Annotated in this window: 21 protein-coding genes and 1 pseudogene; 9 read left to right on the top strand and 13 right to left on the bottom strand. The window is 54.1% G+C overall.

Going from position 1 to position 24,240, the window contains the following annotated elements:
- Positions 1 to 342: 342 nt before the first annotated feature.
- The 3 genes from MJ923_RS05555 to MJ923_RS05545 all read left to right on the top strand — a co-directional run bounded on the left by MJ923_RS05555 (position 343) and on the right by MJ923_RS05545 (position 1,613).
- Positions 343 to 726 carry a hypothetical protein gene (locus MJ923_RS05555; protein WP_240590212.1) on the top strand — a complete coding sequence of 128 codons (384 nt, stop codon included), beginning with the start codon at positions 343 to 345 and terminating at the stop codon, positions 724 to 726.
- Between the two features lie 75 nt (positions 727 to 801).
- Positions 802 to 1,218 carry a hypothetical protein gene (locus tag MJ923_RS05550; protein ID WP_240590211.1) on the top strand — a complete coding sequence of 139 codons (417 nt, stop codon included), beginning with the start codon at positions 802 to 804 and terminating at the stop codon, positions 1,216 to 1,218.
- Positions 1,219 to 1,367: 149 nt separating this feature from the next.
- Positions 1,368 to 1,613, top strand: a complete 246-nt coding sequence (locus tag MJ923_RS05545) for a VF530 family protein (RefSeq protein WP_240590210.1) — start codon at positions 1,368 to 1,370, stop codon at positions 1,611 to 1,613.
- An 85-nt stretch (positions 1,614 to 1,698) separates the two neighbouring features.
- Here MJ923_RS05545 and MJ923_RS05540 read toward each other — a convergent pair.
- From MJ923_RS05540 to MJ923_RS05515, 6 genes and pseudogenes are all read right to left on the bottom strand, one after another.
- Positions 1,699 to 1,980: pseudogene (locus MJ923_RS05540) on the bottom strand (transposase); the annotation flags it as partial.
- Between the two features lie 163 nt (positions 1,981 to 2,143).
- Entirely contained in the window at positions 2,144 to 2,896 is a 753-nt protein-coding gene (locus MJ923_RS05535; RefSeq protein ID WP_240590209.1) for a BUD32 family EKC/KEOPS complex subunit, read from the bottom strand.
- 193 nt (positions 2,897 to 3,089) lie between these two features.
- On the bottom strand, positions 3,090 to 3,275 hold the full coding sequence (locus MJ923_RS05530) for a Trm112 family protein (RefSeq protein WP_126166457.1): 186 nt from the start codon (positions 3,273 to 3,275) through the stop codon (positions 3,090 to 3,092).
- Complete coding sequence (lpxK, locus tag MJ923_RS05525) at positions 3,265 to 4,275, bottom strand: tetraacyldisaccharide 4'-kinase (protein ID WP_240590208.1); 1,011 nt, start codon at positions 4,273 to 4,275, stop codon at positions 3,265 to 3,267. The genes MJ923_RS05530 and lpxK overlap by 11 nt, the downstream gene beginning before the upstream one ends.
- Positions 4,275 to 6,074 (bottom strand): lipid A export permease/ATP-binding protein MsbA, encoded by a 1,800-nt coding sequence (gene msbA, locus MJ923_RS05520; RefSeq protein ID WP_240590207.1) that lies wholly within the window; start codon positions 6,072 to 6,074, stop codon positions 4,275 to 4,277. The genes lpxK and msbA overlap by 1 nt, the downstream gene beginning before the upstream one ends.
- A gap of 33 nt (positions 6,075 to 6,107) precedes the next feature.
- Positions 6,108 to 8,453: a DNA internalization-related competence protein ComEC/Rec2 gene (locus MJ923_RS05515; RefSeq protein ID WP_240590206.1), complete on the bottom strand. Its 2,346-nt coding sequence runs from the start codon at positions 8,451 to 8,453 to the stop codon at positions 6,108 to 6,110.
- Positions 8,454 to 8,483: 30 nt separating this feature from the next.
- Here MJ923_RS05515 and MJ923_RS05510 point away from each other — a divergent pair, with 30 nt between their 5' ends.
- Positions 8,484 to 8,993, top strand: a complete 510-nt coding sequence (locus MJ923_RS05510; RefSeq protein WP_240590205.1) for a DUF2062 domain-containing protein — start codon at positions 8,484 to 8,486, stop codon at positions 8,991 to 8,993.
- Positions 8,994 to 9,124: 131 nt separating this feature from the next.
- Here MJ923_RS05510 and lolE read toward each other — a convergent pair whose 3' ends face one another.
- From lolE to MJ923_RS05495, 3 genes are all read right to left on the bottom strand, one after another.
- Entirely contained in the window at positions 9,125 to 10,381 is a 1,257-nt protein-coding gene (lolE, locus tag MJ923_RS05505) for a lipoprotein-releasing ABC transporter permease subunit LolE (protein ID WP_240590204.1), read from the bottom strand.
- Entirely contained in the window at positions 10,381 to 11,070 is a 690-nt protein-coding gene (lolD, locus tag MJ923_RS05500; RefSeq protein ID WP_240590203.1) for a lipoprotein-releasing ABC transporter ATP-binding protein LolD, read from the bottom strand. The genes lolE and lolD overlap by 1 nt, the downstream gene beginning before the upstream one ends.
- A gap of 83 nt (positions 11,071 to 11,153) precedes the next feature.
- Entirely contained in the window at positions 11,154 to 12,392 is a 1,239-nt protein-coding gene (locus MJ923_RS05495; RefSeq protein WP_240590202.1) for a lipoprotein-releasing ABC transporter permease subunit, read from the bottom strand.
- 148 nt (positions 12,393 to 12,540) lie between these two features.
- Here MJ923_RS05495 and MJ923_RS05490 point away from each other — a divergent pair, with 148 nt between their 5' ends.
- From MJ923_RS05490 to MJ923_RS05480, 3 genes are all read left to right on the top strand, one after another.
- Complete coding sequence (locus tag MJ923_RS05490) at positions 12,541 to 13,110, top strand: hypothetical protein (RefSeq protein ID WP_240590201.1); 570 nt, start codon at positions 12,541 to 12,543, stop codon at positions 13,108 to 13,110.
- A 135-nt stretch (positions 13,111 to 13,245) separates the two neighbouring features.
- On the top strand, positions 13,246 to 16,710 hold the full coding sequence (gene mfd / locus MJ923_RS05485; protein WP_240590200.1) for a transcription-repair coupling factor: 3,465 nt from the start codon (positions 13,246 to 13,248) through the stop codon (positions 16,708 to 16,710).
- 2 nt (positions 16,711 to 16,712) lie between these two features.
- Positions 16,713 to 17,957, top strand: a complete 1,245-nt coding sequence (locus tag MJ923_RS05480; RefSeq protein ID WP_240590199.1) for a peptidoglycan binding protein CsiV — start codon at positions 16,713 to 16,715, stop codon at positions 17,955 to 17,957.
- Here MJ923_RS05480 and MJ923_RS05475 read toward each other — a convergent pair.
- From MJ923_RS05475 to nagZ, 3 genes are all read right to left on the bottom strand, one after another.
- On the bottom strand, positions 17,948 to 18,223 hold the full coding sequence (locus MJ923_RS05475) for an acylphosphatase (protein ID WP_240590198.1): 276 nt from the start codon (positions 18,221 to 18,223) through the stop codon (positions 17,948 to 17,950). The genes MJ923_RS05480 and MJ923_RS05475 overlap by 10 nt on opposite strands.
- A gap of 403 nt (positions 18,224 to 18,626) precedes the next feature.
- Complete coding sequence (gene ycfP, locus MJ923_RS05470) at positions 18,627 to 19,181, bottom strand: alpha/beta hydrolase YcfP (protein WP_126166445.1); 555 nt, start codon at positions 19,179 to 19,181, stop codon at positions 18,627 to 18,629.
- A 110-nt stretch (positions 19,182 to 19,291) separates the two neighbouring features.
- Entirely contained in the window at positions 19,292 to 20,305 is a 1,014-nt protein-coding gene (gene nagZ, locus MJ923_RS05465; RefSeq protein WP_240590197.1) for a beta-N-acetylhexosaminidase, read from the bottom strand.
- A 342-nt stretch (positions 20,306 to 20,647) separates the two neighbouring features.
- Between nagZ and MJ923_RS05460 the strand changes: the two genes are divergently transcribed.
- Positions 20,648 to 22,024, top strand: a complete 1,377-nt coding sequence (locus MJ923_RS05460; RefSeq protein ID WP_240590196.1) for an L-serine ammonia-lyase — start codon at positions 20,648 to 20,650, stop codon at positions 22,022 to 22,024.
- 125 nt (positions 22,025 to 22,149) lie between these two features.
- On the opposite strand, the gene cysB is transcribed toward MJ923_RS05460, so the two are convergent.
- On the bottom strand, positions 22,150 to 23,124 hold the full coding sequence (gene cysB, locus MJ923_RS05455) for an HTH-type transcriptional regulator CysB (RefSeq protein WP_126166442.1): 975 nt from the start codon (positions 23,122 to 23,124) through the stop codon (positions 22,150 to 22,152).
- A gap of 218 nt (positions 23,125 to 23,342) precedes the next feature.
- Between cysB and MJ923_RS05450 the strand changes: the two genes are divergently transcribed.
- A complete protein-coding gene (locus MJ923_RS05450) occupies positions 23,343 to 24,116 on the top strand; it encodes a hypothetical protein (protein ID WP_240590195.1) in 774 nt (257 codons plus the stop codon).
- The last annotated feature ends 124 nt before the right edge of the window (positions 24,117 to 24,240 follow it).

The following is a 24,240-nucleotide window of genomic DNA, read 5'->3' as shown; positions in this document are numbered from 1 at the left end:
TGACTCATACCAACCTCCAAATGCTGTATGTATGAACAGTATTATCGAGATTTTGACGATTTCAAGTCAGAGTTGATGCTGAGAGTTCTCCGGTTATCCGACCCGTGAAAATATTATTTCATTTTAATATCAGCAGGTTAACATTTGATATGTAACAATAATAGGCGGGATCCAAGGAGATAACGAGAATGCTAACTTTCATCGTAAATTTATCTGGAAAAAATGATGTAACTTGATAATTATTAAATCAATTAACATACTCGTTTTGCACTGGCCAGAGGTGCTAAACGAGCATTCTCATTATTAAAATGTTAGCTATTACACACAAATGAAGGATAAACCATGTCTGAAGAAAATAAAGATGTTGTACCATTTAACGAGATTCAAAATTCTGGAATAAATCTTGATCTTGCAATTAAGCAAGCACAGGTAATGACCGGCATCCTAGATTCAATGGGTATTGAAAAAGCCACATTCAAATCCGGCGCACATTTTCACCGAGATGAAAAGACTAATACCGCTACACTTGCAACCGATGGTCTAATGGTTCAGCAAGGTGAGCATATAACTACCGTTATTATTAGAAATGAAAACAGTACAAACAAACAGGCGTTAGAGGAATTGCAAAGTCAAAACCCTTTAACACAAGAAACAATGGGTTCTTTTTCTGGTCGCTCTCAATCCTGGGCTTCCGTAGCTCTAGCACAACTGGAAGAAGAGGAGTGATCCACTACAGCTAACAAATCGCTCAAGCACCGCGCACTTCGTGCGCTGGACAGTTTTTAAGTACAAAGAGGTAACGTGAAATTATCAGGATTACTTGAAAACTTAAAAGACTCCTGTGAGCGTACACAGTTAGTTTTCTCTAGTTACAAATCTCAACAGCAATACTCAAATATTGCAGCTGTAGATTGGGATGAAGACGACTTTTATTTTATTCCTGAAGGTTGGGAAGATTGTTTTTCTGACTCCATTAAAATAGCGAATCTTAATGATTTAACTGTTCTGGTGCTAGAAAGTCCGCAACTACAATCTTTGAATGTTCGAGTACGCTCAAGTAACAAGTGGGCAGAAGAAGGTACTGCAATATCAAGTAATTCCTTGGTATTAGAAGTTAATGAGTTAAATGAAAATCTCTTTAACTTAATTCATGAAAGTGAAGCATCTACTCTGACATTTAAAGGTGTTAGGAATATTAAATATGTACAATCAGACTAATCAACTTTCTTGTTATGTACTTATAACAAGCCACTCAAGCGGGATTAAAAACAGTTGGCTTTTGCTCCTGCGTCGCTCATTTTAGCCAACAATTTTTAACCCCTTAGTGGGGCGTTATGCGGGATAATATTGAGAGTTTTGATTGGCGAATGAGTACAGAACAACCTAACAATCCACTTCACGGAGTCACTCTTGAGACTGTCGTAACTCGGTTGCAGGAATACTATGGTTGGGATGGTTTGGCTGAGAGAGTCAAAATCAAATGTTTTATCAACGATCCATCCGTAAAATCTTCACTCAAATTCCTGCGTAAAACTCAGTGGGCGAGAAACGAAGTAGAAAAGCTTTATATCTCAACTTTTGAAAAGAAATCTCCTTGGAATAATTTTAAATAAACTTGGTTTTTTTACTAAATAGATTTATTACATCAATGAAGCGCCAAGCGCATAACAAGTGACTGTGGCATTCCGTCAATGTTTATTACGCCAATTCAGGTGATTTTTCGCCCCAACGAGTTCCGTTTTCATCATGACTCTTTATGAAGGGATATGAAAGGGATGTGTGACCAAGCTTTCGCATGCAGGCAATCAACGCAAGTTTGGGCAGCTTTCCCTGCGCCTTTAAGTGTTCGTAGTAGCGTTTGAAAATAGGGTTGCACTGGATGGCTGACATCATGGCCATAAACATCACAGTTCGCACTCTGGCTCGGCCGCCGCGAATACGCCGTTTACCTGTGTAACTGCCGCTCTCGCGGCTCATGGGGTGAGGTCAGGGGCAACGCCTGCCAATGCGGCGATTTCTTTTTATTGTTGAGCCGAGACTGCCTGTACGGACAGCTATGATTCAATAGGCTTGATTCAATAAGCCTGAAAATTCTGCGCTGCAAAACAGAAAAAACACCGCACAAGGCGGTGTTTTCATTGGTTTAGCGGTGGCTGTGAAAGTGCCACAGCACCCAGTAGAGCGGCTTTAGGTCCTTGCCGCCTATATTGCGAAACGGCCGTAACAGCGGCCGCAGCCACTGCCAGCGTCGTATGCGTTTTTGGGTATCGAGCCAGGTTTGTTCACCGCCTGCCGCGCGATAGTTGCTGATGGCCGCATCTATCTGCCCATGGTCAGCGCCCATATAGCGGTAAAGACTATGCAGATACACCAGCAGATCCCGCTGCTGCTGATAGCTTTGCGAGCGCCCCTGCTGGCTGGCTTCAAAGTCGATAAACTTTACTTCGCCCTGCTGCCAACCTATGTCACGCAGCGCCGGGCGACCATGGGCCAACTCCATGCGGTGCAGCTCGGCCAAGGCCGAGGCGCTGTCGTTAAGAATCTCGCCAAAGGGCACCATCTCATCCTGTCTGGCAGCGTGCAGCCAATCACTGACTGTCTTACCTGCATCCTCCACCACAAAGAAGTCATCGCCACTGAGCACCACCCTGGGTACTGGCGCATCTTTGCCTGCAAGCCGGGTCAGAGCATCAATTTCAGTTTGCAGCGCCCGTTTGGGGTCGTCTTTCAGCAGCTTCATCGCGCCTTCAAGGCGCTCAGGCTGCTTAAGCCAGTACTTGTGGCCGGCAAAGTCAAACGACTGGATACGGCTGTCTGGATGCGCCTGACGCAATTGGGCTACCTTTGCCTCGAACGCTGTCATATCCAGATTAGGGGATGGGCTTGGCTGTTTCATCATCATTCCATGTGGGTGTGCGCGGGCATTATCCCCATCCGCCGCTGTAATTTCAATGAAACCTGAATGTGATAGTGCCACTGTTCAGTTTAGCGTAAGCATGGTTGCCGAAAAGCAAAATAAAAGGCCTCCCGCAGGGAGGCCTTTAGATCCATCAAGACTCGCTTATCAAGCGTTTGGTACCACTTAGTGCTTACTCTGCACTGTGCTCCTGCCAGGGTGTGGCGCGGTTTTCCAGCAGTACCGGGATCCCTTCGGTGATGGGGTATGCCAGACGATCGGCCTTACAGATCAGCAGCTGCGCCGCTTTGTCGTATTCCAGTTTGCCCTTGCATACCGGGCAGGCAACGATATCCAGAAGTTTTTTATCAAAGGCCATGGGATGTTCCTTGCTTGGCATTGGCTGCCCGGGAGAGCTTCTCCAGCAGCTGTGTTGAAAATTGTGGCGGTAGGTTCGCATCAACTGCAACATACCACCAGTGTTGTTTGGCAAATTCGCGACATTTAACCGCATCTTTTTCGGTCATCAGCAGCGGCAAGCCATTGTCGATGATGGCAATGTCACTGGCCTGATACGCCATGTGGTCGGCAAATTCGTGGGCGGCAGCTATCTTATAGCCCTGAGCGCTCAGCGCTGAGAAGAAGCGCTGTGGATTGCCTATGCCCGCCATGGCATTGACTTCATCACCGACTGAAGGCGGTATTGCGTCAGCGCCTGGCAAGACCGGCAGCAGCGCGCTGGGCTGCAATGTCATGGCAAACTCCCCTGCTTCGGCGTTTTGGCCGTTGCAGAGGCTAAAGTCCACAGTGTTTTTGCGCCACAGGCCTTCACGCAATGGCCCTGCCGGTATAAGCAAGCCATTGCCGAAACGGCGCTCGCCGTCGATGACCAGAATCTCGATATCACGCCCCAGCTGATAGTGCTGCAGGCCATCGTCACAGAGAATGACATTCACATCGTGGTTTGCCAGCAGCTGATGAGCAGCCTTTACCCGGCTTGCGCCCACCACCATAGGGATACCGGTGCGCAAGGCTATCATGGCGGGTTCATCACCCACCTCGGCAGGTGTCATACCGGTGCGGACCTCGAGTTCGCCGTCAATACTGGCGCCGTAGCCGCGGCTGACCACGCCCGGGCGCCAACCCTGCTGGCGCAAAAGCTCAATCAGGTACAACACTGTCGGGGTTTTACCGCTGCCACCGGCTGTGATGTTACCCACCACTATTACGGGTACCGGTAACTGGGTTTGGCGCTTAAGGCCGAGCCTGAAGCCAAGCCTTCTTATGCTGCTTATCAGCCAGAACAGCGCGGATAGCGGCAACAGTAACCACTTTGCCGGATGGCCCTGATACCAAATCTTGTGAACCAGCTGCTGCATCAGGCGGAAAACTGCATCTGATAGAGCTTGGCGTACATACCATCCTGCGCCAGCAGCGACTTATGGTTGCCCCGCTCAACAATCTGGCCCTGCTCTATCACCAGAATTTCATCGGCACTTTCAATGGTCGACAGCCTGTGGGCAATCACGATGGAAGTGCGGTTCTGACGCAGATTTTCAAGGCCTTCCTGAATGGCTTTTTCAGACTCGGTATCGAGCGCAGAAGTGGCCTCATCGAGAATAAGCACGGGCGCATTACGCAGCATGGCACGGGCAATGGCGATACGCTGACGCTGACCGCCGGAAAGCAGCACCCCGTTTTCACCAACCTGAGTATCCAGGCCGTCAGGAAGCTTATTGATAAACTCCATGGCATGGGCCAGAGTCGCAGCCTCAACAATCTGCTCGCGGGTCACTTCCCAGGGGCAGGCATAGGCGATATTGTTGGCAATGGTGTCGTTGAACAGGGTCACCTGCTGGCTCACCAGCGCCACCTGACTGCGCAGGTTCTTCAGGCGGTAATCCTCAACATTCACGCCATCCAGTTCAATGGCGCCCTGCTCGAGCCCGTTATAGAAACGGTTTATCAGGCTGGCAATGGTGGATTTACCGGAACCGGAGCGGCCCACCAGCGCCAGGGTTTTGCCAGGCGGAACATCAAAATTGATGCCATCCAGCGCCCGACCTTCCTGACCTTCATAGCGGAAACAGACATTATCGAAGCGTACATGGCCCTCGGCGCGGTCGGTTTCAAAGGTGCCGTTATCAGCTTCAGGCTTGGTGTCCAGAAGCTCAAATACCGTGGTGCAGGCAGCAATACCGCGCTGGAACTCGGCGTTTACCCGGGTCAGGCTCTTGATAGGCTGCAACATGGCCAGCATAGCGGCGAGCACAGTGGCAAAGGTACCTGCGGTAAGCTCGCTCTTGAGCGAATCGAAGCTCGCGGCATAGAGCACAAAGGCCAGTGCGAATGAGCCAATAATCATGATGGTGGGCTGGCTGATAGCCTGGGCCACCGCCAGTTTCATGTTCTGATGACGGTTTTGGTCGTTTACCTGAGCAAAGCGCTCGGCCTCAGTTTCCTGACCGCCAAAGGCCAGCACGTTTTTATGGCCCTTGATCATCTGCTCGGTAACGGCCGTCACGCCGCCCATGGCGCTTTGAATTTGGCGGGAAATCTTACGGAATCGGCGACTGACCAAAGCAATCACCACCCCGATAATGGGGCCGACAACCAAGATACACAGCGACAGCTTCCAGGAGTTGTAGAACATCAACCCCAGCATGAAAACCACTGTCACACCGTCGCGCACAATGGAAATCAGCGCACTGCCGGATGCGCGCGCAACCTGCTCGGTATCGAAGGTTACCCGGGAAATAAGATTGCCGGAGTTTTCACGGTCGATATAACTCACCGGCAGGGTAAGATAATGCTCAAAAACCTGCTGACGCATGTCCATAATGAGTTTGGCGCTCATGTAGGAAATACCGTAAGTGGACACAAAGTTCGCCAGGCCTCGCAGGGTGAAAAGCCCTACCACCACAAAGGGGGCCCAGAACAGTACCTGATTGTTTGAATCAAACCCGGAAGAGGTGCCCATATCCACAGAGCCAGAAAGGCTGCCGGACGAAAAGCCTTTGTCGATAAAGGGTTGGATAAAGGCAATAAAAGCGGCATCCACTGCACCATAAAGAAGCAGTGCCAGCACAGAAAGGATAGCGATGCCTTTCATCGGCTTAAAATAGCCCAGCAGGCGTTTAAAAACCGCCGAGACTTCCTGATTGTGAACTGTAGTCATTGATTAATCTGACAGTATGACAAAGGCGCCATTCTACTCTGTAATCGGCCAGTCACCAACTCCAAACACCCTGTTGTACCAAAAAGGCGCCAGATCCCGGCGATAGGTTTTCACCACAGGCGGCCCATCAAAGTAGAAGCTTATCTGTCCCTCTGAGGCCGAACTTAGCACCTTTACCCCACGGCTTTGATAGCGCTCCACAACCTCTTGTTTGGGAAATCCATAGCGATTTCCGGCACCGGCAGCAAACAGCGCCCAGGACGGCGAGACCGCATCAATAAAGGCGCCGCTGGACGACGTCAAACTCCCGTGGTGCGGCGCTACCAGCACATCGGCCTGCAGCAGCACAGGCTTGGTCAGCATACGCGACTCGCGCACCACCTCAATATCGCCGGGCAGCAGCACTGACATGCCGCCATTGCTGAGGCGCACCACACAGGAGCCATCGTTGCCAATGCGCCCGCCGGGCAACACCTCGGGGGACAACAAGCTGACATCAAGTGCCGCAAGAGTAAAAGATGCCGGGCGACAGTCCTGATGCCGCCCCGCCTCAATCGCCCTGGCCGCTTGGGTGTCGCTGATAATCAGGTCAATGGCAAAGTGCCTGGCAAGCCCCTCTGCGCCGCCGGCATGATCTTTGTCCTCGTGGCTGATAATCAGCACATCAATACGGCTTCGGCCCCTGGAGCGCAAAAACGGGGTAAGGGTTCGCTCACCGTGGGAGAAGCTGCCATAGGCGCTGCCGGTGTCGTACACCAGGGTTTTATCTCCGGCAAAGACCACCGCCGCAAGCCCCTGGCCGACATCCACCAGATGCAGCTCGGTTTGACCATTTGATTTAAGGCTCAGCTGCAACAGCAGCGGCAACAGTAAGCATGCACTCACCGCCCGAAAACCCTTTGATATTGGTAACCAAAACAAACAGATGGCAGCGATGGCAAACAACACAGGTGCTATCAGGTTATCGGCCACACTGACCCAGGCAAGGGGTAAGCGGTCACTATGCTCAAGCAGTGCGCCAAAAGGCGCAAGTGCCCAAATTGCCGGACTGAACAGGGCGCCGCTGGCAAGCCCCAGCGGCAGCAACAGCAAAAACAGCAATAACCCCATTAGCGCGAGCGGGATCACCAGCAGCGAAAACCAGGGCACCATCAACAGATTTATCCAAAGGCTGTGCAAACTCACGCCGCCAAACAGCACCAATTGCACAAACCCAAGCCCGAGCGACAGTGCCAGCTGTATTTTGATAAGCGAAGCAAGATAGTGCGCTGCCGTCATCTTAATGTGGCCGGAAGTACCGGCTTGGTTTGTATCGGCCATCACAAGCCTTTGGCGTTCACCCGCCGTGACCACCATCAGAATGATGCCAATGGCACCAAAGGAGAGCCAAAACCCCGCCGACAACGGTGATAAGGGGTCAAGCAGCAATACTGCACTGAGGGCATACAAAAGCCGCTCCCAGGGGGAGGCAAAGCGGCGAGACAGGCTCAGCAGCATCACCATCGCCAGCATAATAAAAGCGCGCCGGGTAGGTATGCCCATCCCCGCCAGCAGCCCGTAAAGCAGGCAACCCAGGGCAGCGGCTGCCATGGCAATCAGCAGGTTTTGCCGGTCGGGCCTTGGCCGGACGCGCAGCAGCAGAAACCTGACTGCGCCATAAAGCCACAGCGCCAGTACCGACATATGCAGACCTGAAATTGCCATCAAATGGCCGGTGCCGGTTTGGCGCAGTTGCTGCCACTGCGTCGGCGTAATTTGGCCTTGCTCACCGCCAAGCAGCGCCAGCAGCAGAGCGGGCTCAGCGGCCTTGTCGCCACTGGCTTCAAGCGCATTTTTGAGTCTTTCGATCAGTGCAGTACGCATAGTCGACGCCGTCGATACCGCTCTTGCTGCTATCACCCTGCCCTTCAAACCAATGTGTTTTGACAGCAGATAACGCTGGCCATTGAAGCCGCCCTGATTGAGATTGCTGTTAATGGCGCGCCGCTCGATACGAAAATCCCACACTTGTCCTGGGCGTATTTGTTCATTCGTTCGCCAGTTGAGCCGCATTTGCGCGGCAAAAGGTGAGATTAATTTTGGTTTAACAAGGCGTATATCTATACTCTGCCAGTCGCTGCCACTTGAGACTGATGCTATTATCTCGGCGCGTATCCAGGTTTGCTCGCTGTCATCAAGCGCCCGATAATCAAATATCAGTGTGGCATAAAGACAAACCCAGGCAATGCCCGCGAGCCCCCCGGCAAGCAGTGGCAAGCGTTTGAAAATTGCCAGCGCCCCGAGCAGCAACAACAGGCTCACGGGCCAGGGTAAGAGTACCGGCCACAGCAGCGACGAGATGTTCAGGGCGCAAAAGCCCAGCAGAAATGGGTTCTTCACAGCAGTAAGTTAAGACAGCATTATCCGCCTATGCCAAAAAAGCTCATCAAAAGGTTTATGCCGCACCCGGACAGCCTTAAAGATCATAAGCATCTGAAGATGTTCGGTACCCTGCTGCACAAGCCAAACCTCTGGCACCTGAATCGCCGCTCGGCGCCGGGTGCGTTTGCCGTTGGGCTGTTTATGGCCTGGATGCCGATGCCGTTTCAGATGGTGGCGGCAGCTGCGCTGGCGATATTTTTCAATGTGAATCTGCCGGTGTCGGTTGCCCTGGTTTGGATAACCAACCCGGTCACCATGCCCATATTGTTTTACATGGCCTACATGGTGGGCGCCAAAATTCTTGGCCATGCGCCCCAACCCTTTGCCTTTGAAGCCAGCTGGCAGTGGCTCGAATCGTCACTCGCCACCATAGGCCCGCCATTCCTGCTGGGTTGTCTGGTGCTTGGGCTGATTAGCGCCGGTGTGGGTTACTTTGTGATTAGCAATCTGTGGAAATACTCGGTGCTGTTTAAATGGAAGAACCGGGCAAGCAGATAAAAAAAACGCGCTTAAGGCGCGTTTTTTTATGCAGGATGCAGATGAATGCTGCGAAAGAAATCTCAGGCTGAAGAGGCTTGGTTTAAGCGATGCGGCCGGGGCAGTGCCCCCCGGCTTTTTTATTGGCTTACTCAGCGTCCGGCCAATGCCGGTGCCGGCTCAGTGAGGCTCGCTTTATACGCCGGATAAAGCGTTGCTATCAGGCTCATCACAAAGGCCATGATGCTCACCAGCACCACATCCTGCAGATGCAACTCTGATGGCAGAAAATCAATAAAGTACACATCGGCTGACAGGAAGCGGATGCCCAGCGCCTGCTCAATGGCAGCCGCCATGGCAGAAAGATTCAGCGCCACCAGCACGCCGGTCAGGGTGCCAATAAGGGTGCCAAGAAAACCACTGATGGCGCCGTGTACCGTAAACACCTGCACTATGGCACTGCGCTTAAGTCCCATGGTCATCAGGATGGCGATTTCCGAGCTTTTATCCCGCACCGCCATCACCAGGGTCGACACAATGTTGAAGCAGGCTACGGCAATCACCAGCGCCAGCACCAGATACATCAAAGTACGCACCAGCTGAATGTCCTGATACAGGTGGCCCTGAGTGCGGGTCCAGTCGCTCATATAGAGGTATTGGGTCTGGGTGTAACCCAGCTCACGAATGAGCCGCGGCGCCGCAAACACATCATCCACGGCAATCCGCACGCCGCTGACCTCTTCGCCCATCTGCAACAGCTGAGCAAGGTGGCTCATGGAAGCATAGGCGGTGCTCAGCTCAAGCTCGCCACCAAGGCGATAAGCACCGCGCACCACAAAACGGTGGCTGCGGGTAGCCCCAAGTTTGCCTGCGGCGCGGCCCGATAAATCAGGCACATAGAGCAAGAGCGCATCGCCCTCTTTCAGCCCGAGTTTATCAAGCAGGGCCTGACCGAGCACAATGGCATTGTCATCACCGCCCAGCTGCTGCCAGGCGCTTGGGGGCATGTACTGACGAATACCCGAAACGCTATCTTCCAGCTTGGGGTTAATGCCCACCAGGCTTACGCCCTGAAAGCCGCCCTGACGCTGCACCAGCCCCTGCAATCGGATAAAGGGCGCGGCGGCGTGAATGCCCGGAATTTTTTGGGCATCGGCAACCATGCTTTGCCAATCCATCACAGGGTTGTTCACCCCCACCAGCTCGGCGTGGGGCACCACATCCAAAAACCTTTGTCTTAGCTCACGCTCGAAACCGTTCATCGCCGACAGCACTATGATAAGCACGGCCACCCCAAGCGCGATGCCCGCGGTAGAAGCGAAGGAGATAAAGCTGATAAAGCTGTTGGACTGACGGGCTCGGTAAAAACGAAACCCCAGCCACAGCGGCAGCAGGCGCGCCTTGCTCATCAGTAATCGGCTCCCGCAGACAATTTGCCGCTTTTCATCGACAGCTGTCTGTCCATCCGCGCCGCAAGGCCGCTGTCATGGGTGACCACTACAAAGGCGGTGCCCAGCGAGGCCGCGAGCTCACGGATAAGGCCGTAAACCGCATCGCCGCTCTTGGCATCAAGGTTACCCGTAGGTTCGTCTGCCAGCACCAGCTTGGGCTCGTTAATCAGCGCCCGGGCAATGGCGACACGCTGGCGCTCACCGCCGGACAGCTCTGCAGGGGAATGGCCAAGACGATGACTCAGCCCTACCCTGTCCAGCAGCGCCTCGGCGCGGCCAAAAGCCGTTTGCCTGTCAACACCGGCAATACGGGCGGGCATGGCGACGTTTTCTATCGCACTGAATTCCGGCAACAAATGGTGGAACTGATAGATAAAACCCAGATTAGCATTACGCACTTCGGCCTGACGGGAGGCCGACATGGCATACAGGTCTTCGCCGTCCAAAAACACCTTGCCTTCACTGGGTTTATCCAGGGTGCCAAGGATATGCAGCAAGGTGCTTTTTCCCGAACCGGAACTGCCAACAATCGCCAGCTGCTCACCGCGGCTGACCGTAAGATCCACGCCGCTGAGTACCTGAGTCTCAAGCTTGGCTTCACGGTAAGTCTTGCTGACATTTTCTGCCCTGAGCAGGATTTCTTGCATGGGTTCTTCTCTCTTTGCCCTGAGGGCAATCATCTGCGTGAGTGGAACACTCGTCTTATGCGTATCGGCTTATTCGTATCGGCTTATTCGTATCTCAGCGCGGTGGCAGGCTCTACCCGAGACGCCTTGAGCGCCGGATACAGGGTAGCCAGCAGGGTAATGACTATGGTGCCTGCGACAATCAGACCAAGCTGCTCGGCAGATATGATCACCGGCAGCTGTTGACCGGCGCCAAGCACCGACACCCCAAGGCCATTGAGTACCGGGTTCAGATTCAGTGTCAGCAGCGTGCCGACACTTAAGCCCAGCACCAACCCCAGCAAGGCATTCATCGAGCCCTGCACCACAAAAATTCCCATCACTTCAGTGCGTTTCAAGCCCTGAGTCATCAGCACCGCCACATCCGTGGTTTTATCCACCACCATCATCACCAGCGCCGACACTATGTTAAACGCCGCCACCGCCACAATCAGGCTCAGCATCAGCGACATCATGTTTTTTTCCATTTTGACCGCGCCAAAGAGATGGCCAAAGGTATCGCGCCAGTCGTGTACCAGCAGCGATTCGGGCGCGTCAGTCGCCAACAGCGCGGGCAGTTTCGGGCCAATCTGCTCGGCTTTGAAGGGATCGTCCAGGTAGAGCCGCAGCATATCGACCTTATCAGGCACTTTACGCATCAGTCTGCGGGCATCGTCGTAATGAATAAAAGCAAGCTGCCCATCCACCTGGGAGCCCATTTGAAACAGGCCCGATACCACGAATTTGCGCTGACTCGGCACAGGCCCTAGGGGCGAATACACCACGCCTTCGCCGCTAAGCACGCGAATCGTATCGCCAACGGCCACATCCAGCTCAGATGCCACCTGGGTGCCCAAAATAATATGGTATTCACCCGCTTTAAGTGTCTCGAAGGCCGGTGACCAGACGGTGGTGGTGAGTTTGGACAGCCGCGCTTCTTCTTGTGGGTAAATGCCCTGCAGCTGCACCGCAGCGATATTGGAGCTTGATTGCAGCATCGCCTGGGTTCCGGCGGAAGGGCTTATCCCAAGCACCGACGGGATAGCCGACTCTATGCTGGCAGCGCTTGCCTGCCAGTCGTCAAATCCGGTGGGATTTTCAATCACAAGTTGCGGCACAGCGCCGAGAATACGGCTTTTCAGCTGGCCTTCGAGGCCATTCATCACCGAGCTGACCACAATCAGCGCGGCAACGCCCAGGAAAATGCCGCTGACGGCGAACAGGGTAATAAAGGAGGCGAAGGCGTTTGCCTTGCGTGCCCGCCAGTAGCGAAATCCAATAAGAAAAGCGGAGGATGAAAACATGTGCGCGCTGTCGGCCCTGGCTGTGTTGGGAAGGGGCGCTGCTGTCCTGACAGAACAAGCACCTGGCCCGGTCGAACCTTCCCTTGCGTATTTGTTTGAGTGGGCACGATAATAGGGGTATCTCACCTATAAATAAAGAGGCACGTCCTTGTTAGCCGATCCCAACGCCTATTTCAGTGTGGTGCATGATTTCAATGCCTATCTGCAGCCCTTTGACGGCCCACTGCCTGACGATGAACAGCTGGCGATGATGCGCAGCGTGGGTTTGCAGCTGCTCAGTGATGTCAAAGCACTGGAGGCCGGTTGCCTGCTGCAACTGCGGCAACTGGACAACGAAGCCAAGGCGGTGGTGGACTTTTTGAAGTTGCAGTCGCGCAAGGTCGATATGGTGCTGCACTATGTGCTTGAAAACGAAAGCCGTGACGGCAGCCGCTATTCAGGTAAACGCTTTGGTGGCAGCGGTTTTGTGGTGGTCAGCCAAACGCCTCTCAGCGTGGGGAGCCTGTTTAAAGCCACCCTCTATATCCGTGATGAACTGATTGCGCTTGTGTGTATCGCCAAGGTGGAAGAAGTATTGCAGCAGGACGGCGTCCATCTTGCCGAACTCGGCTTTGAGTGCATTCTCGAGCCGGATGTGGAGCAACTGGTCAAAGCCAGTCTCAGTGTGCAGCAAAAGCAGCTCAAGGCACGCAAGCAGCAAAACACCCAGCGCGGATAATGTATTTTCTTACTACAGCCCCTGTCGAGCGCCAGGGAAGGGTCCATTGCCGGGGAAGGGCTTAGTTGCCACTGCCGCGCAGTTGCCACTACAATGGGCGACTGATTTTTCGTGAAAAACCGGCAATCCAACCGAATGACCTCTTTTACGGTAGACCGTCTCCCCAAGACACCCGCCAAGGGCCGGGTGTCATCGGTCAAGCTGCCCGGCGGTGTCGCCCGGGCAATGACGCTGGCCCAAATGACCCGCGACTATGCGGGCACCACCCTGATAGTCACCAGCGATACCCCAACGGCGCTGACCCTTGAGACCGAGCTTAGCTATTTGCTTGGCCAGGAAGGCATTGATATTTGCCTGTTTCCCGACCGGGAAACCCTGCCCTACGACAGTTTTTCGCCTCACCAGGATCTGATTTCCAGCCGCCTTGAAACGCTCTCCAATCTGGAGCGCGGCAAAGGCCGGCTGGTGATAGTACCGCTGACCACCTTGATGGTGCGCCTGCCGCCCAAGGCATTCCTTGCAGCCAATGTGCTGATCCTCAAGAAAGGCGACCGTTACCAGTTACAGCAGATGCGTCAACTGCTTACCGACACCGGTTATCATCTGGTGGAGCAGGTATATGAGCATGGCGAATTTGCCATCCGCGGCTCGATTCTGGACATCTTCCCCAGCGGTGCCACTGAGCCACTGCGCATCGAGCTATTTGATGATGAAGTGGAGTCTATCCGTCACTTTGACCCTGAAACCCAGCGCTCCAGCGCTGAGGTAGACAGCATCCGCATGCTGCCGGCACGGGAATTTCCCACCGACAGCCAGGCCATCGAAGGCTTTCGCCAACGCTATCGCCGCTCCTTTGAAACCATCACCAACGCGCCCGAGTCTGTGTATCAGTTGGTGAGCCGCAACCTGATGCCGGCGGGCATAGAAAACTATTTGCCACTGTTTTTCGACGATACCGCCACTCTGTTTGATTATTTGCCCCAAGAGCTGCAAATCATCACCACAGGTGAACTGCATCAGGCGGCAGAGCATCATCTGGGCGAAATTCACGCCCGTTATGAAGACCGCCGGGTTGACCCCATGCGGCCATTGCTGCCGCCCAAGGTGCTTTATCAAACCACCGAAGAGCTGTTTGGCACGTTCAAGCAGTATCCCCGCATTCAGCTCAGCGCCGCCGAGGGTGACAAGGAGCTGGACTGCACGCCACTGCCGGACATTCGTGCCAACCACAAACTGAAGCAGCCGCTGGAGGCCTTAAGTCTGTGGGCGGCGGATACTCAGCGCATTCTGTTTGTGGCCGAATCCGAAGGCCGCCGCGAGGCGCTGCTGGAGCTGTTGTTCAAGGCCGGCATCAAGCCCAAACTCTACGGTCATTTGCAGGAGTTTATCGAATCCGGCAGCCCCCATGGACTCATTGTGGCCCCGCTGGCGCAGGGCATAGATATCCGGATTGGTAAAAAGCAGCTGGCGATTGTCTGTGAAACTGAACTCTTCGGTGAGCGGGTATCCCAACAGCGCCGCCGCGACAAACAGCGCCAGCTCAGCCAGGATGTACTGATTAAAAACCTGGCAGAGCTCAAAGTGGGCCAGCCTGTGGTACACCTTGAGCACGGCGTCGGCCTGTATCAGGGCCTCGAAACCCTGGATACCGGCGGCTTGGTGGCCGAATACCTGAAGCTTGAATACGCCGGTGGCGATAAGCTATATGTGCCGGTCTCGTCGTTGCACCTTATCAGCCGCTATGCGGTGGGCAGCGATGATGATGCTGCGCTGAACCGCCTCGGCAATGAAAGCTGGAGCAAAGCCAAGCGCAAAGCGATTGATAAAATCCGCGACGTGGCCGCAGAGCTTTTGGATGTGTACGCCCGCCGCGAAGCACGCCCCGGCGAGCCCTGCAAGCTGGATGAAGAGGAATACGCCCTCTTTGTGCAGGGGTTCCCGTTTGAGGAAACCGTGGATCAGGAAGTGGCCATTGAAGCCGTTATCAGCGACATGTGTCAGCCAAAGGCCATGGACAGATTGGTGTGCGGCGATGTGGGCTTTGGTAAAACCGAAGTGGCCATGCGCGCCGCGTTTCTGGCGGTGTCCAGCGGCAAGCAGGTGGTGGTGCTGGTGCCTACCACACTGTTGGCACAGCAGCATTTTGAGAACTTCAAAGACAGGTTTGCCGACTGGCCGGTGCGTATCGAGGTCATGTCCCGCTTTCGCACCGCCAAAGAGCAGCAAGCCGTGCTTTCCGCCATGGGCGAAGGCAAGGTGGATATCGTTATCGGTACCCACAAACTATTGAATACCGAGCTTAATTTCGATGCGCTTGGGCTGCTTATCATAGATGAAGAGCACAGATTTGGCGTGCGCCAGAAAGAGCGCATCAAGGCGATACGGGCCAATGTGGATATTCTGACCCTGACCGCAACGCCTATCCCCCGCACCTTGAACATGGCCATGTCGGGCATGCGCGACTTATCGATTATCGCCACCCCGCCCGCCAAGCGTCTGGCGGTAAAAACCTTTGTGCGTGAGTACGATAAAGCCACGGTGCGCGAAGCGATTTTGCGTGAAATCCTTCGTGGCGGTCAGGTGTACTACCTGCACAATCAGGTGGAAACCATCGAGAAGACCGCTCAGGATATTCGCGAACTGCTGCCTGAGGCTCGGGTGGTCACCGCCCATGGGCAGATGCGCGAGCGGGATCTCGAGCGGGTGATGTCGGACTTCTACCATCAGCGCTTTAATGTGCTGGTGTGCACCACCATCATAGAAACCGGCATCGATGTGCCCAGTGCCAATACCATACTGATTGACCGCGCCGACCATTTCGGCCTGGCTCAGTTGCATCAGCTCCGGGGCCGGGTGGGCCGCTCCCATCACCAGGCCTATGCCTATTTGATGACACCCCACCCCAAACTGATGACGGTGGATGCCAGAAAACGCCTCGAGGCCATTGATGCACTGGAAGATTTAGGTGCCGGTTTTATGCTCGCGACCCAGGATCTGGAAATCCGCGGTGCCGGTGAGCTGCTTGGCGATGAGCAAAGCGGTCATATCAGCAAAATCGGCTTCAGCCTCTACATGGAGATGCTGGAAGGCGCGGTAAAGGCGCTTAAACAGGGCAAAGAGCCATCACTGAAGCAGATGCTCGGCAGTCAATGTGAAATCGACCTGCGTATTCCAGCGCTGCTGCCGGAGGATTACGTAGGTGATGTAAACATGCGTCTGTCGCTGTATAAGCGCATCGCCGGCTGCGACACCGAGCAGGCTGTGGATGAAATGAAGGTTGAGCTTATCGACCGCTTTGGTTTGCTGCCGGATGCCACCCGCAACCTGATGACCATGACGGTTCACAAACACAGGGCCACCCGCCTTGGCGCCATCAAAATCGAGATGCATGCCAGGGGCGGCAGCATCGAGTTTGGTGAGGACCATAAAATCGACCCGGGCTTTATCATCGGCTTGCTTTCGTCGCAGCCACAAGTCTATCGTATGGACGGCCCGAACAAACTTAAGTTCACCATGCCATGTGAATCCGCCAAAGAGCGATTGGAACTGGTGGACCTGCTGCTGTCGCAGCTCGAACAACACAGCGTCGGAGAAGAATAATAATGTTCCGCAAAACCGCACTATTGGCAGCTTTCTGTCTGTTGCCACTGAGTCAGGCCTCGGCTGAGTCCTGGTTTGAGGTGGAAGTTTTTCTGTTTGAACGAAATCAGCCCAGCGCCGAAGTGTGGCCTGAAACGCCGAAACAGCCAAATCTGGCCAAAGGCCGGGATTTGATTACCCCTGCATTGATAAGTGCGCCGGACAGCAGCATGACGCCTTGCAGCGCCGATGAGCGCGCAGTGGACCAACTGCGCTGCGACGCGCTGGATTTGCAAATCGCCGCCTACGTGCCAGAGTATCCAAAGCCATTCCCAGTCACAGTTTCCGCCGCCAATCCAGCCAGCGCCACACCGGGTGCATCTGCGGTATTACTTGGCAAAAACCAGGCGCAATTTACCGATGCCGTGCGTCAGCTCAGCCGTGAAGCCGGGGTAAAGCCGCTGCTGCACATGAGCTGGCAACAGGCAATGCAGCCGCGCCATGCCTCAGTGCCGGTACGTTTGTTTGCCGGTGAAGATTTTTCAGACCGCTTTGTGGCCGCGGGCACCCGGGTGCAGCCATCCCAGCCCTATCCTGAAGCGCTTGAAAGCACGCCCCTTGGTGAAGCCAGCGCCACTGCAGGCAGTGCAGCAGTTAATGCCGAACAACCCCAGGGCAGCAACCTTGCGGCACTGCTTGGCGGCGAACAGGCGCCTGTTGCGCTTCGCCGTGAACGGCCCGATCCTGTATGGCAGCTCGATGGTCTGCTGAACATCTATCTGAGTCACTATCTGTATATCGAAACCGATTTGATGCTCAGAAGCCCCGGCAGCCGTAAAGTGGAAGTGTTGGAAGAGACTGCGGCGCTTCAAGACTCAGCTGCCGGTGATCTTGCCAGCAGCGATATCGGAGCCTTGCCTGGCAGTACATCAGCGCTACCAGCCACCAATGAACGGACGATTGAGGCGATGAATACCGAAGTCGTGATGGAAGAGCAGCCGTTTCTCTACTCCATTCCACTGACGCAAAACCGCCGGGTTCGCAGCGGTCAAATCCACTACTTCGATCACCCCAAGCTTGGGCTCATCATTCAAATTCGTAAAATGGCCCAGCCCGCTGGCGCTGTGGATGCAGAAGAGCCTGCCACTGAGCCGGAAGGCGATGATACGCCGGAAAATGACGTGATTAATCAGCAAGGCACAGACCAACCAGGCACTACGACACAAAACACGGACCAGCAAGGCACTCGGCCGACATCTCAGGACTGAGTAATGGAAAAGTCGAGGTAGATTTCGTCTGCCTCGTCTTCATTCACTTCAACGGCGGTCACACCGGCTGCCGGCGATCCCTCCCAGCACCAATCAATCAGTTTTTCCACCATAGGGATACTCCCCTGTACCAACAGCTGCACCGAGCCGTCATCCATGTTGGTGACATAACCTGTGACCCCAAGCTCACGGGCCTTTTCCAGCGCGAAGCGGCGATAACACACGCCCTGCACCTTGCCTTTCACCCGAACCAATACTCGTCTCATAGTGAGCCTCCGCTCAAGCTGATGATTTATTGAGCATACGTCATCCTGCGGTGTCAGGGAAACCGCATACATGGGCTGGAGAGGTAAATTTCGGGCAAAAAAAACAGCTAACAAAACTGCTGTTAGCTGCATCGGGCGACATACGCAATCGGTAGGTCCCTTGGGACCAATACGGCATTCTGGATACGTTTTGTTACAAACGTGTTCCGGAAAGGCCGCAACTGTACACGCTGAACCAAATAATTCAATCGCATGGCCGCTGGCCAGGCCAAATATTTTAATTTTTGTGAACGCGATCTCAATTTATTTACCTTTTATCGAGATTGCGTACTGTATTTTGCGTGATTTATATGGTACGACTGTTCTAATTAAAAAACCCGGCGCAGTGGCCGGGTTTCGAGTTTCAGTTAGGCGGTAGTTGCCCCTGCAAAAATGCGCGTATGACCGGCAGGTAGGTGCCAAGTGACGGAAACTTATGTGACTGCTCCTCATCCCACAGTACCGGATAGAAAGGCGCCAGGATGGATTCGGTCCGGTTGTTATCCTGCACCTCGTCGAAGCGGGATAAGATACACAAACTCTTTCCGCTGTTCTTTTGCCGGAATTGACTGACACACTTGGCGGCAATATCGGCGTACTCTTCAGGCCGGTCGATGCGCCCCGCCATATTTTCTTCCGGATGCAGATTGGGGTTAATCAGCACGCTGCGAATACCACTCAAAAAACCGATTCGCTCGGCCCAAAATCCCCCCAGACCAACGCCAACGGCAATAACCTCATCTTTGTTGGCACCGTCCAGTTCACGGGCGACATCGTGCAGCATCTGCTGCATATCGTAACGCGGATGCGCGGTGGAATAGCTCACCAGCCGGACGTCGGGATCGACAAATTTGAGCTGGCGCATCTTCTCGTGATTGCCGGGGCTGGTTGAGTCAAAACCATGGAAATAAAGGATCATAAGGTCATCCCTACACTCATTGATGACACAACCCTAACAGGGGATGCGGCCGGAAAAGTTGCGCCGCATCAAGAAAATCACAAACTTCGTGATCCAATCCCACTTTCGACTCAGGCTTGATAACCTATGCTAAGCGCGAGTCCCCGCGCCTTTTCCCAGCGGGTTGAATTCTCAAGTGCCCTGATGGTTTTGCCACTGTCGGGCCTCAGGCTGGCGGCGCTGTTGGCAGTTGCCGGCACCGGCAGTTCAGCGTCAAGGACCTCCAGCACGCCCTGGCGGTTATTGCACACCAAAATCATGTCGCAGCCAGCGTCGAGGGCCGCTTTGGCTCTGGCGGCATAACCGCCGGCAAAGGCTGCGCCTTCCATGCCCAGATCGTCCGAGAAAATGCGGCCATCAAAGCCAAGCTCACCCCGCAACTTTTGCTGAAGCCAAAAGCGCGAGAACCCGGCCGGGTTGGGATCCAGCTGGTTATACACCACGTGGGCTGGCATCACGCCATCTAGCAGCTTGCCGCCAATCAGGCTGACAAAGGGCTTCATATCGAAATTGAGGATTTCCTCAGCGCTGCGGCTATCCACCGGCATTGCGATGTGGGAATCGGCCTGAACACTGCCATGACCCGGGAAATGCTTACCCACGGCGCGCATACCGGCATCGTTCATGCCGCGGATGAAGGCGCCAGCAAGCTCGGCCACTTCATCGGGATTACCCGAAAAGGCCCTTTTGCCAATCACTTCGCTGATGCCATTCACATCCAGCACCGGGGCGAAGCTTAAGTCAATGTCGCAACCGAGCAGTTCAATCGCCATCAGAAAACCCAGCTCTGTTGCCCAGCGTTTGGCAAGAGTAAGGTCGTTGCCTGCCGCAGGCAGGATATCGCCCATGGCCGGAATTTGGGTGAAGCCTTCACGAAAACGCTGCACCCTGCCCCCTTCATGGTCGACGGCAATCAGCAGATCCGGTCGGACCCGACGAATGTCTGCCACCAGGGAGACGAGCTGCTCACGGCTGGTAAAATTACGGCTGAACAGGATAAGGCCACCGGTTTGCGGTGCCTGCAGCAGCGCCTCTTCGGCGGCGTCCAGCCGCGTGCCTTCAAGATCCAGCATCAGAAAGCCCATAAATTCTCCCTACAAAAATTCATCTCAAGTTTGGTGGATGGAACGGGACACACTCCGGGCAATGCCGGTACCAAGCCAGATAGCGGCTCCGTGCCCCTTATTCCATTTGATGCCGTTTCAACCTTAGCCAGACTAATCCGAACAAGGTGACATAAGAATTACTAATGAAACTATCGAAAAAGTTTGTGGGATACTTGAACGTTGCGACTTAAGGCATTGATCCCTTTTCTTCGACACTGGTCGACATCCGGGATCAGAGATTACCGTAAAGCGCACCGGTGGGCGAGCAAGCACCGGACTTACGACTAAAATAACAACGAAACGCAAACAGGGCCCGAGCTTATGATCAGTGTATTTGACATCTTTAAAATTGGAATAGGTCCTTCCAGTTCCCATACCGTTGGCCCCATGAAGGCCGGCAAAGAATTTATTGCCCGTGTCGACAACATGGGGCTGCTTGAGCGCGTGGACGAGCTGCGTGCCGAGCTGTTTGGTTCACTGGGACAAACCGGCAAAGGCCACGGCACCGGAAAGGCGGTGATCCTGGGGCTGATGGGTGAAGATCCTGAAACCGTAGATACCGACGCCATCGACGGCATTCTTATTGATGTCAGCAACCAGGAAGTACTGAAACTGGCCTGCGGCAAAGCGGTGAAGTTTACCCGCGAAGACGGCATCATCTACCACAGACGCAAGACCCTGCCAGCCCACGCCAACGCCATGACCCTCTACGCGTTCAGCGAAGGTGAGTGCCTGTATCAGCGCACCTACTATTCTGTTGGCGGCGGCTTTGTGCTCGATGAAGATGAAATCGACCAAAAGAATCCGTCGCCGGCCACCCCCATCAAGGCGGCACCCTATGATTTCAACAGCGCCCAACAGCTGCTGGAAATGTGCACCACCAATGGTTTGTCCATTTCATCGCTGATGATGCAAAACGAGCTTATCCTCGCCAGCGAGGACGAAGTCAAAGAGAAGCTGTGGCACATCTGGCAGACCATGAAGACCTGCATTGAGAAGGGCTACAAAAAAGAAGGCATGTTGCCCGGCGGCCTTAAGCTGCGTCGCCGCGCACCTGCCCTTTATCGTCGTCTGAAAGCCGAAGGCCGTAACAACGTCGATCCGCTGACCGCCATGGACTGGGTTGACCTGTTCGCCCTGTCGGTGAATGAGCAAAATGCTGCCGGCGATCGCGTGGTGACGGCCCCCACCAACGGTGCGGCAGGTATTATCCCGGCAGTGCTGTGCTACTTTGATACCTTTGTACAGCAAGTGGATGTGGACATTTGCGCCCGCTATCTGCTGACTGCCGCCGCCATCGGTATTCTGTACAAGAAGAATGCCTCCATTTCCGGCGCGGAAGTGGGTTGTCAGGGTGAAGTGGGTGTTGCCTGCTCCATGGCAGCAGCGGCTCTGACCGAAATCATGGGCGGCACTGTGGAGCACGTTGAAAACGCGGCTGAAATCGGCATGGAACACAACCTCGGCCTGACCTGTGATCCGGTTGGCGGCCTGGTGCAGGTGCCCTGTATCGAGCGGAACGCCATGGGCGCGGTGAAGGCCATCAACGCCTCACGTCTGGCACTGCGTGGCGATGGTAACCACAAGGTATCACTCGATAAGGTTATCAAAACCATGATGGACACCGGCCGCGATATGCGCAGCAAGTACAAAGAAACCGCCAAAGGTGGTCTGGCTGTTAACATCGTTGAGTGTTAATGCCGCCAATCTGCTGATTGCGAACATAAAAAAATCCCGCCTAGGCGGGATTTTTTTATTATCTGTACTTTTTATATCGCTGCGAGCTAACTGCCGCGGTTTGCTACAATTACCCCATAATCGGCTCAGCGAACCGGCAATTCCCTGTCAGCAAACATCTCTTCAATCAGCACAGGGTCACGCAGCGCCACCGCCTTTTCAACCACATCGCGGGTCAGGTGCGGTGCGAACAGCTCAATAAAGTCATACATGTAGCTTCGAAGGAAGCTGCCCTTTCTGAAACCGATTTTGGTGGTCGAGTGGGCAAACAGATGGCTGGCGTCAATGGCTACCAGATCGCGGTCAATGTTCGGATCGATTGCCATCGATGCAATAACCCCCACCCCAAGACCAAGGCGCACATAGGTTTTCAGCACATCGGCACTGGTGGCGGAAAACACCAGACGTGGCTCGAGGCCTGCGCGATTGAAGGCGCGCTCAATTTCCGATGCCCGGTCAAAACCAAACACATAGGTTACCAGCGGGAAGCGGGCCAACTCTTCAATGCTTACCTGGCTTCGACTGGCAAGCGGATGGTCACGGGTAACCACGATGGAGCGGTTCCAGTGGTAACAGGGCAACATAATCAGATCGGAATAAAGATGCATCGCCTCGGTGGCAATGGCAAAGTCGGCATCGCCGCGGGCAGCCAGCTCGCTTATCTGGGTTGGCGTACCCTGATGCATGTGCAGATTCACCTTGGGATAACGCTTGATAAAACCCTTGATAATGTGCGGCAACGCATACCTTGCCTGGGTGTCGGTGGTGGCAATGTTCAGCTCACCCTGATCCGGCTTGGTGTATTCCTCGGCCACTTTTTTAATGCTTTCCACCTTGCCAAGAATATCGTTGGCGATGGCAATCACCTGTTCACCGGCGGGGGTTACGTGGGTCAAATGCTTACCGCTGCGACCGAAGATTTGGATCCCCAATTCATCTTCCAGCATGCGCACCTGTTTACTGATCCCCGGCTGAGAGGTATAGAGGTTTTCAGCCGTGGCAGAGACGTTCAGATTGTGATTCACCACTTCGGCAATATATCTGAGTTGTTGCAGTTTCATCTCTTTTCCTTCGCCAATTCCCGGGGCCGAGAGGCCAATGTTGACCCTGACATCTATAATGATGGGTTATAGTACAATGAATTAATTAAATCAAACAGGAATAACAAAGCCCTTCCTTGGAATTTGGGCGACACTTACAGCAAGCTGAGCTAAGATAACTATGCTAGTTTATTGATTTATTGTAGCATTGGCTGACTTGTAACAAGAACGGACGACCTATGTTATTAATGATCCTGCTCGCCTGTGGGGCCTTATTGCTGCTCATTATTGGTGTGAATGTCGTTCAGCAGCAAAAAGAGCGCGAAGAAGCCGAAAGGCGCACCGAAGTCGCGCGGCAACGGGCAATTATCGATGAGACCGAAGGGGTACTGTCCAATACGGGTATGTTTCCCTGCTCATCACATCTGGTGATGGTGTTGTATCGCCGCATCCAGGAAGCCCTGGCGGTCGCCGTGGACATGAGCGTCGGTCAGCCTAAAAACGACTATCAACGTCGGTTGCTGGATGTTCAGGCGCAAATAGAAGGCCAGAAGGAGGTGACCAACGTGCCGCCGGTCGAAAGCTTTCGCCTGCCCGATAACGACAAGCAAATCCTGGCGATAGTGCAAACCCTGAAAAAGCTCAAAGCCATTTTGCGTGCCGAACACAACAAGGGCAAAGTTGACCCTACCGTGTTTGCTCAGGAAGAGAACCGTATCGATAGCCTGCAACTGCGTATTAACGTGGAATCGATGATTTCCCGTGCCCGTGCAGCCTGTTATATGAAGCAATACGGCTCTGCCAAGCAGATGGTGACCAAGGCACTCTCTACTCTGCACGCCATAAAGGCGCAAACCCCCAACGACCCTTTCATTGGCCGCAAAGTAGATGAAGCCAAGCAGCTGCTTGACGAAATCATGGGGGCGCAGAAGCAGTCAGAGCCTAATGCCCCCAAGCAGAAGAAAGAAGGCGACGATTTGGACATGCTGTTCCAGCCCAAGAAAAAGTGGTAAGCCTGCCTGTTATCGAAAAGCCCCGCATCTGCGGGGCTTTTTTATGGATGTCGTTTAGGTAAACCAATCCACAACGGTGCCCAAAGGGCATCATCAAGAGTAGCTTTGAAGGTATTGAAAGTAA

This window comes from Shewanella zhuhaiensis (assembly GCF_022484835.1).
Classification (GTDB): domain Bacteria; phylum Pseudomonadota; class Gammaproteobacteria; order Enterobacterales; family Shewanellaceae; genus Shewanella; species Shewanella khirikhana.
Note: the sequence above shows the minus strand (reverse complement) of the source record. Positions and strands in the feature narration are given on the sequence as shown.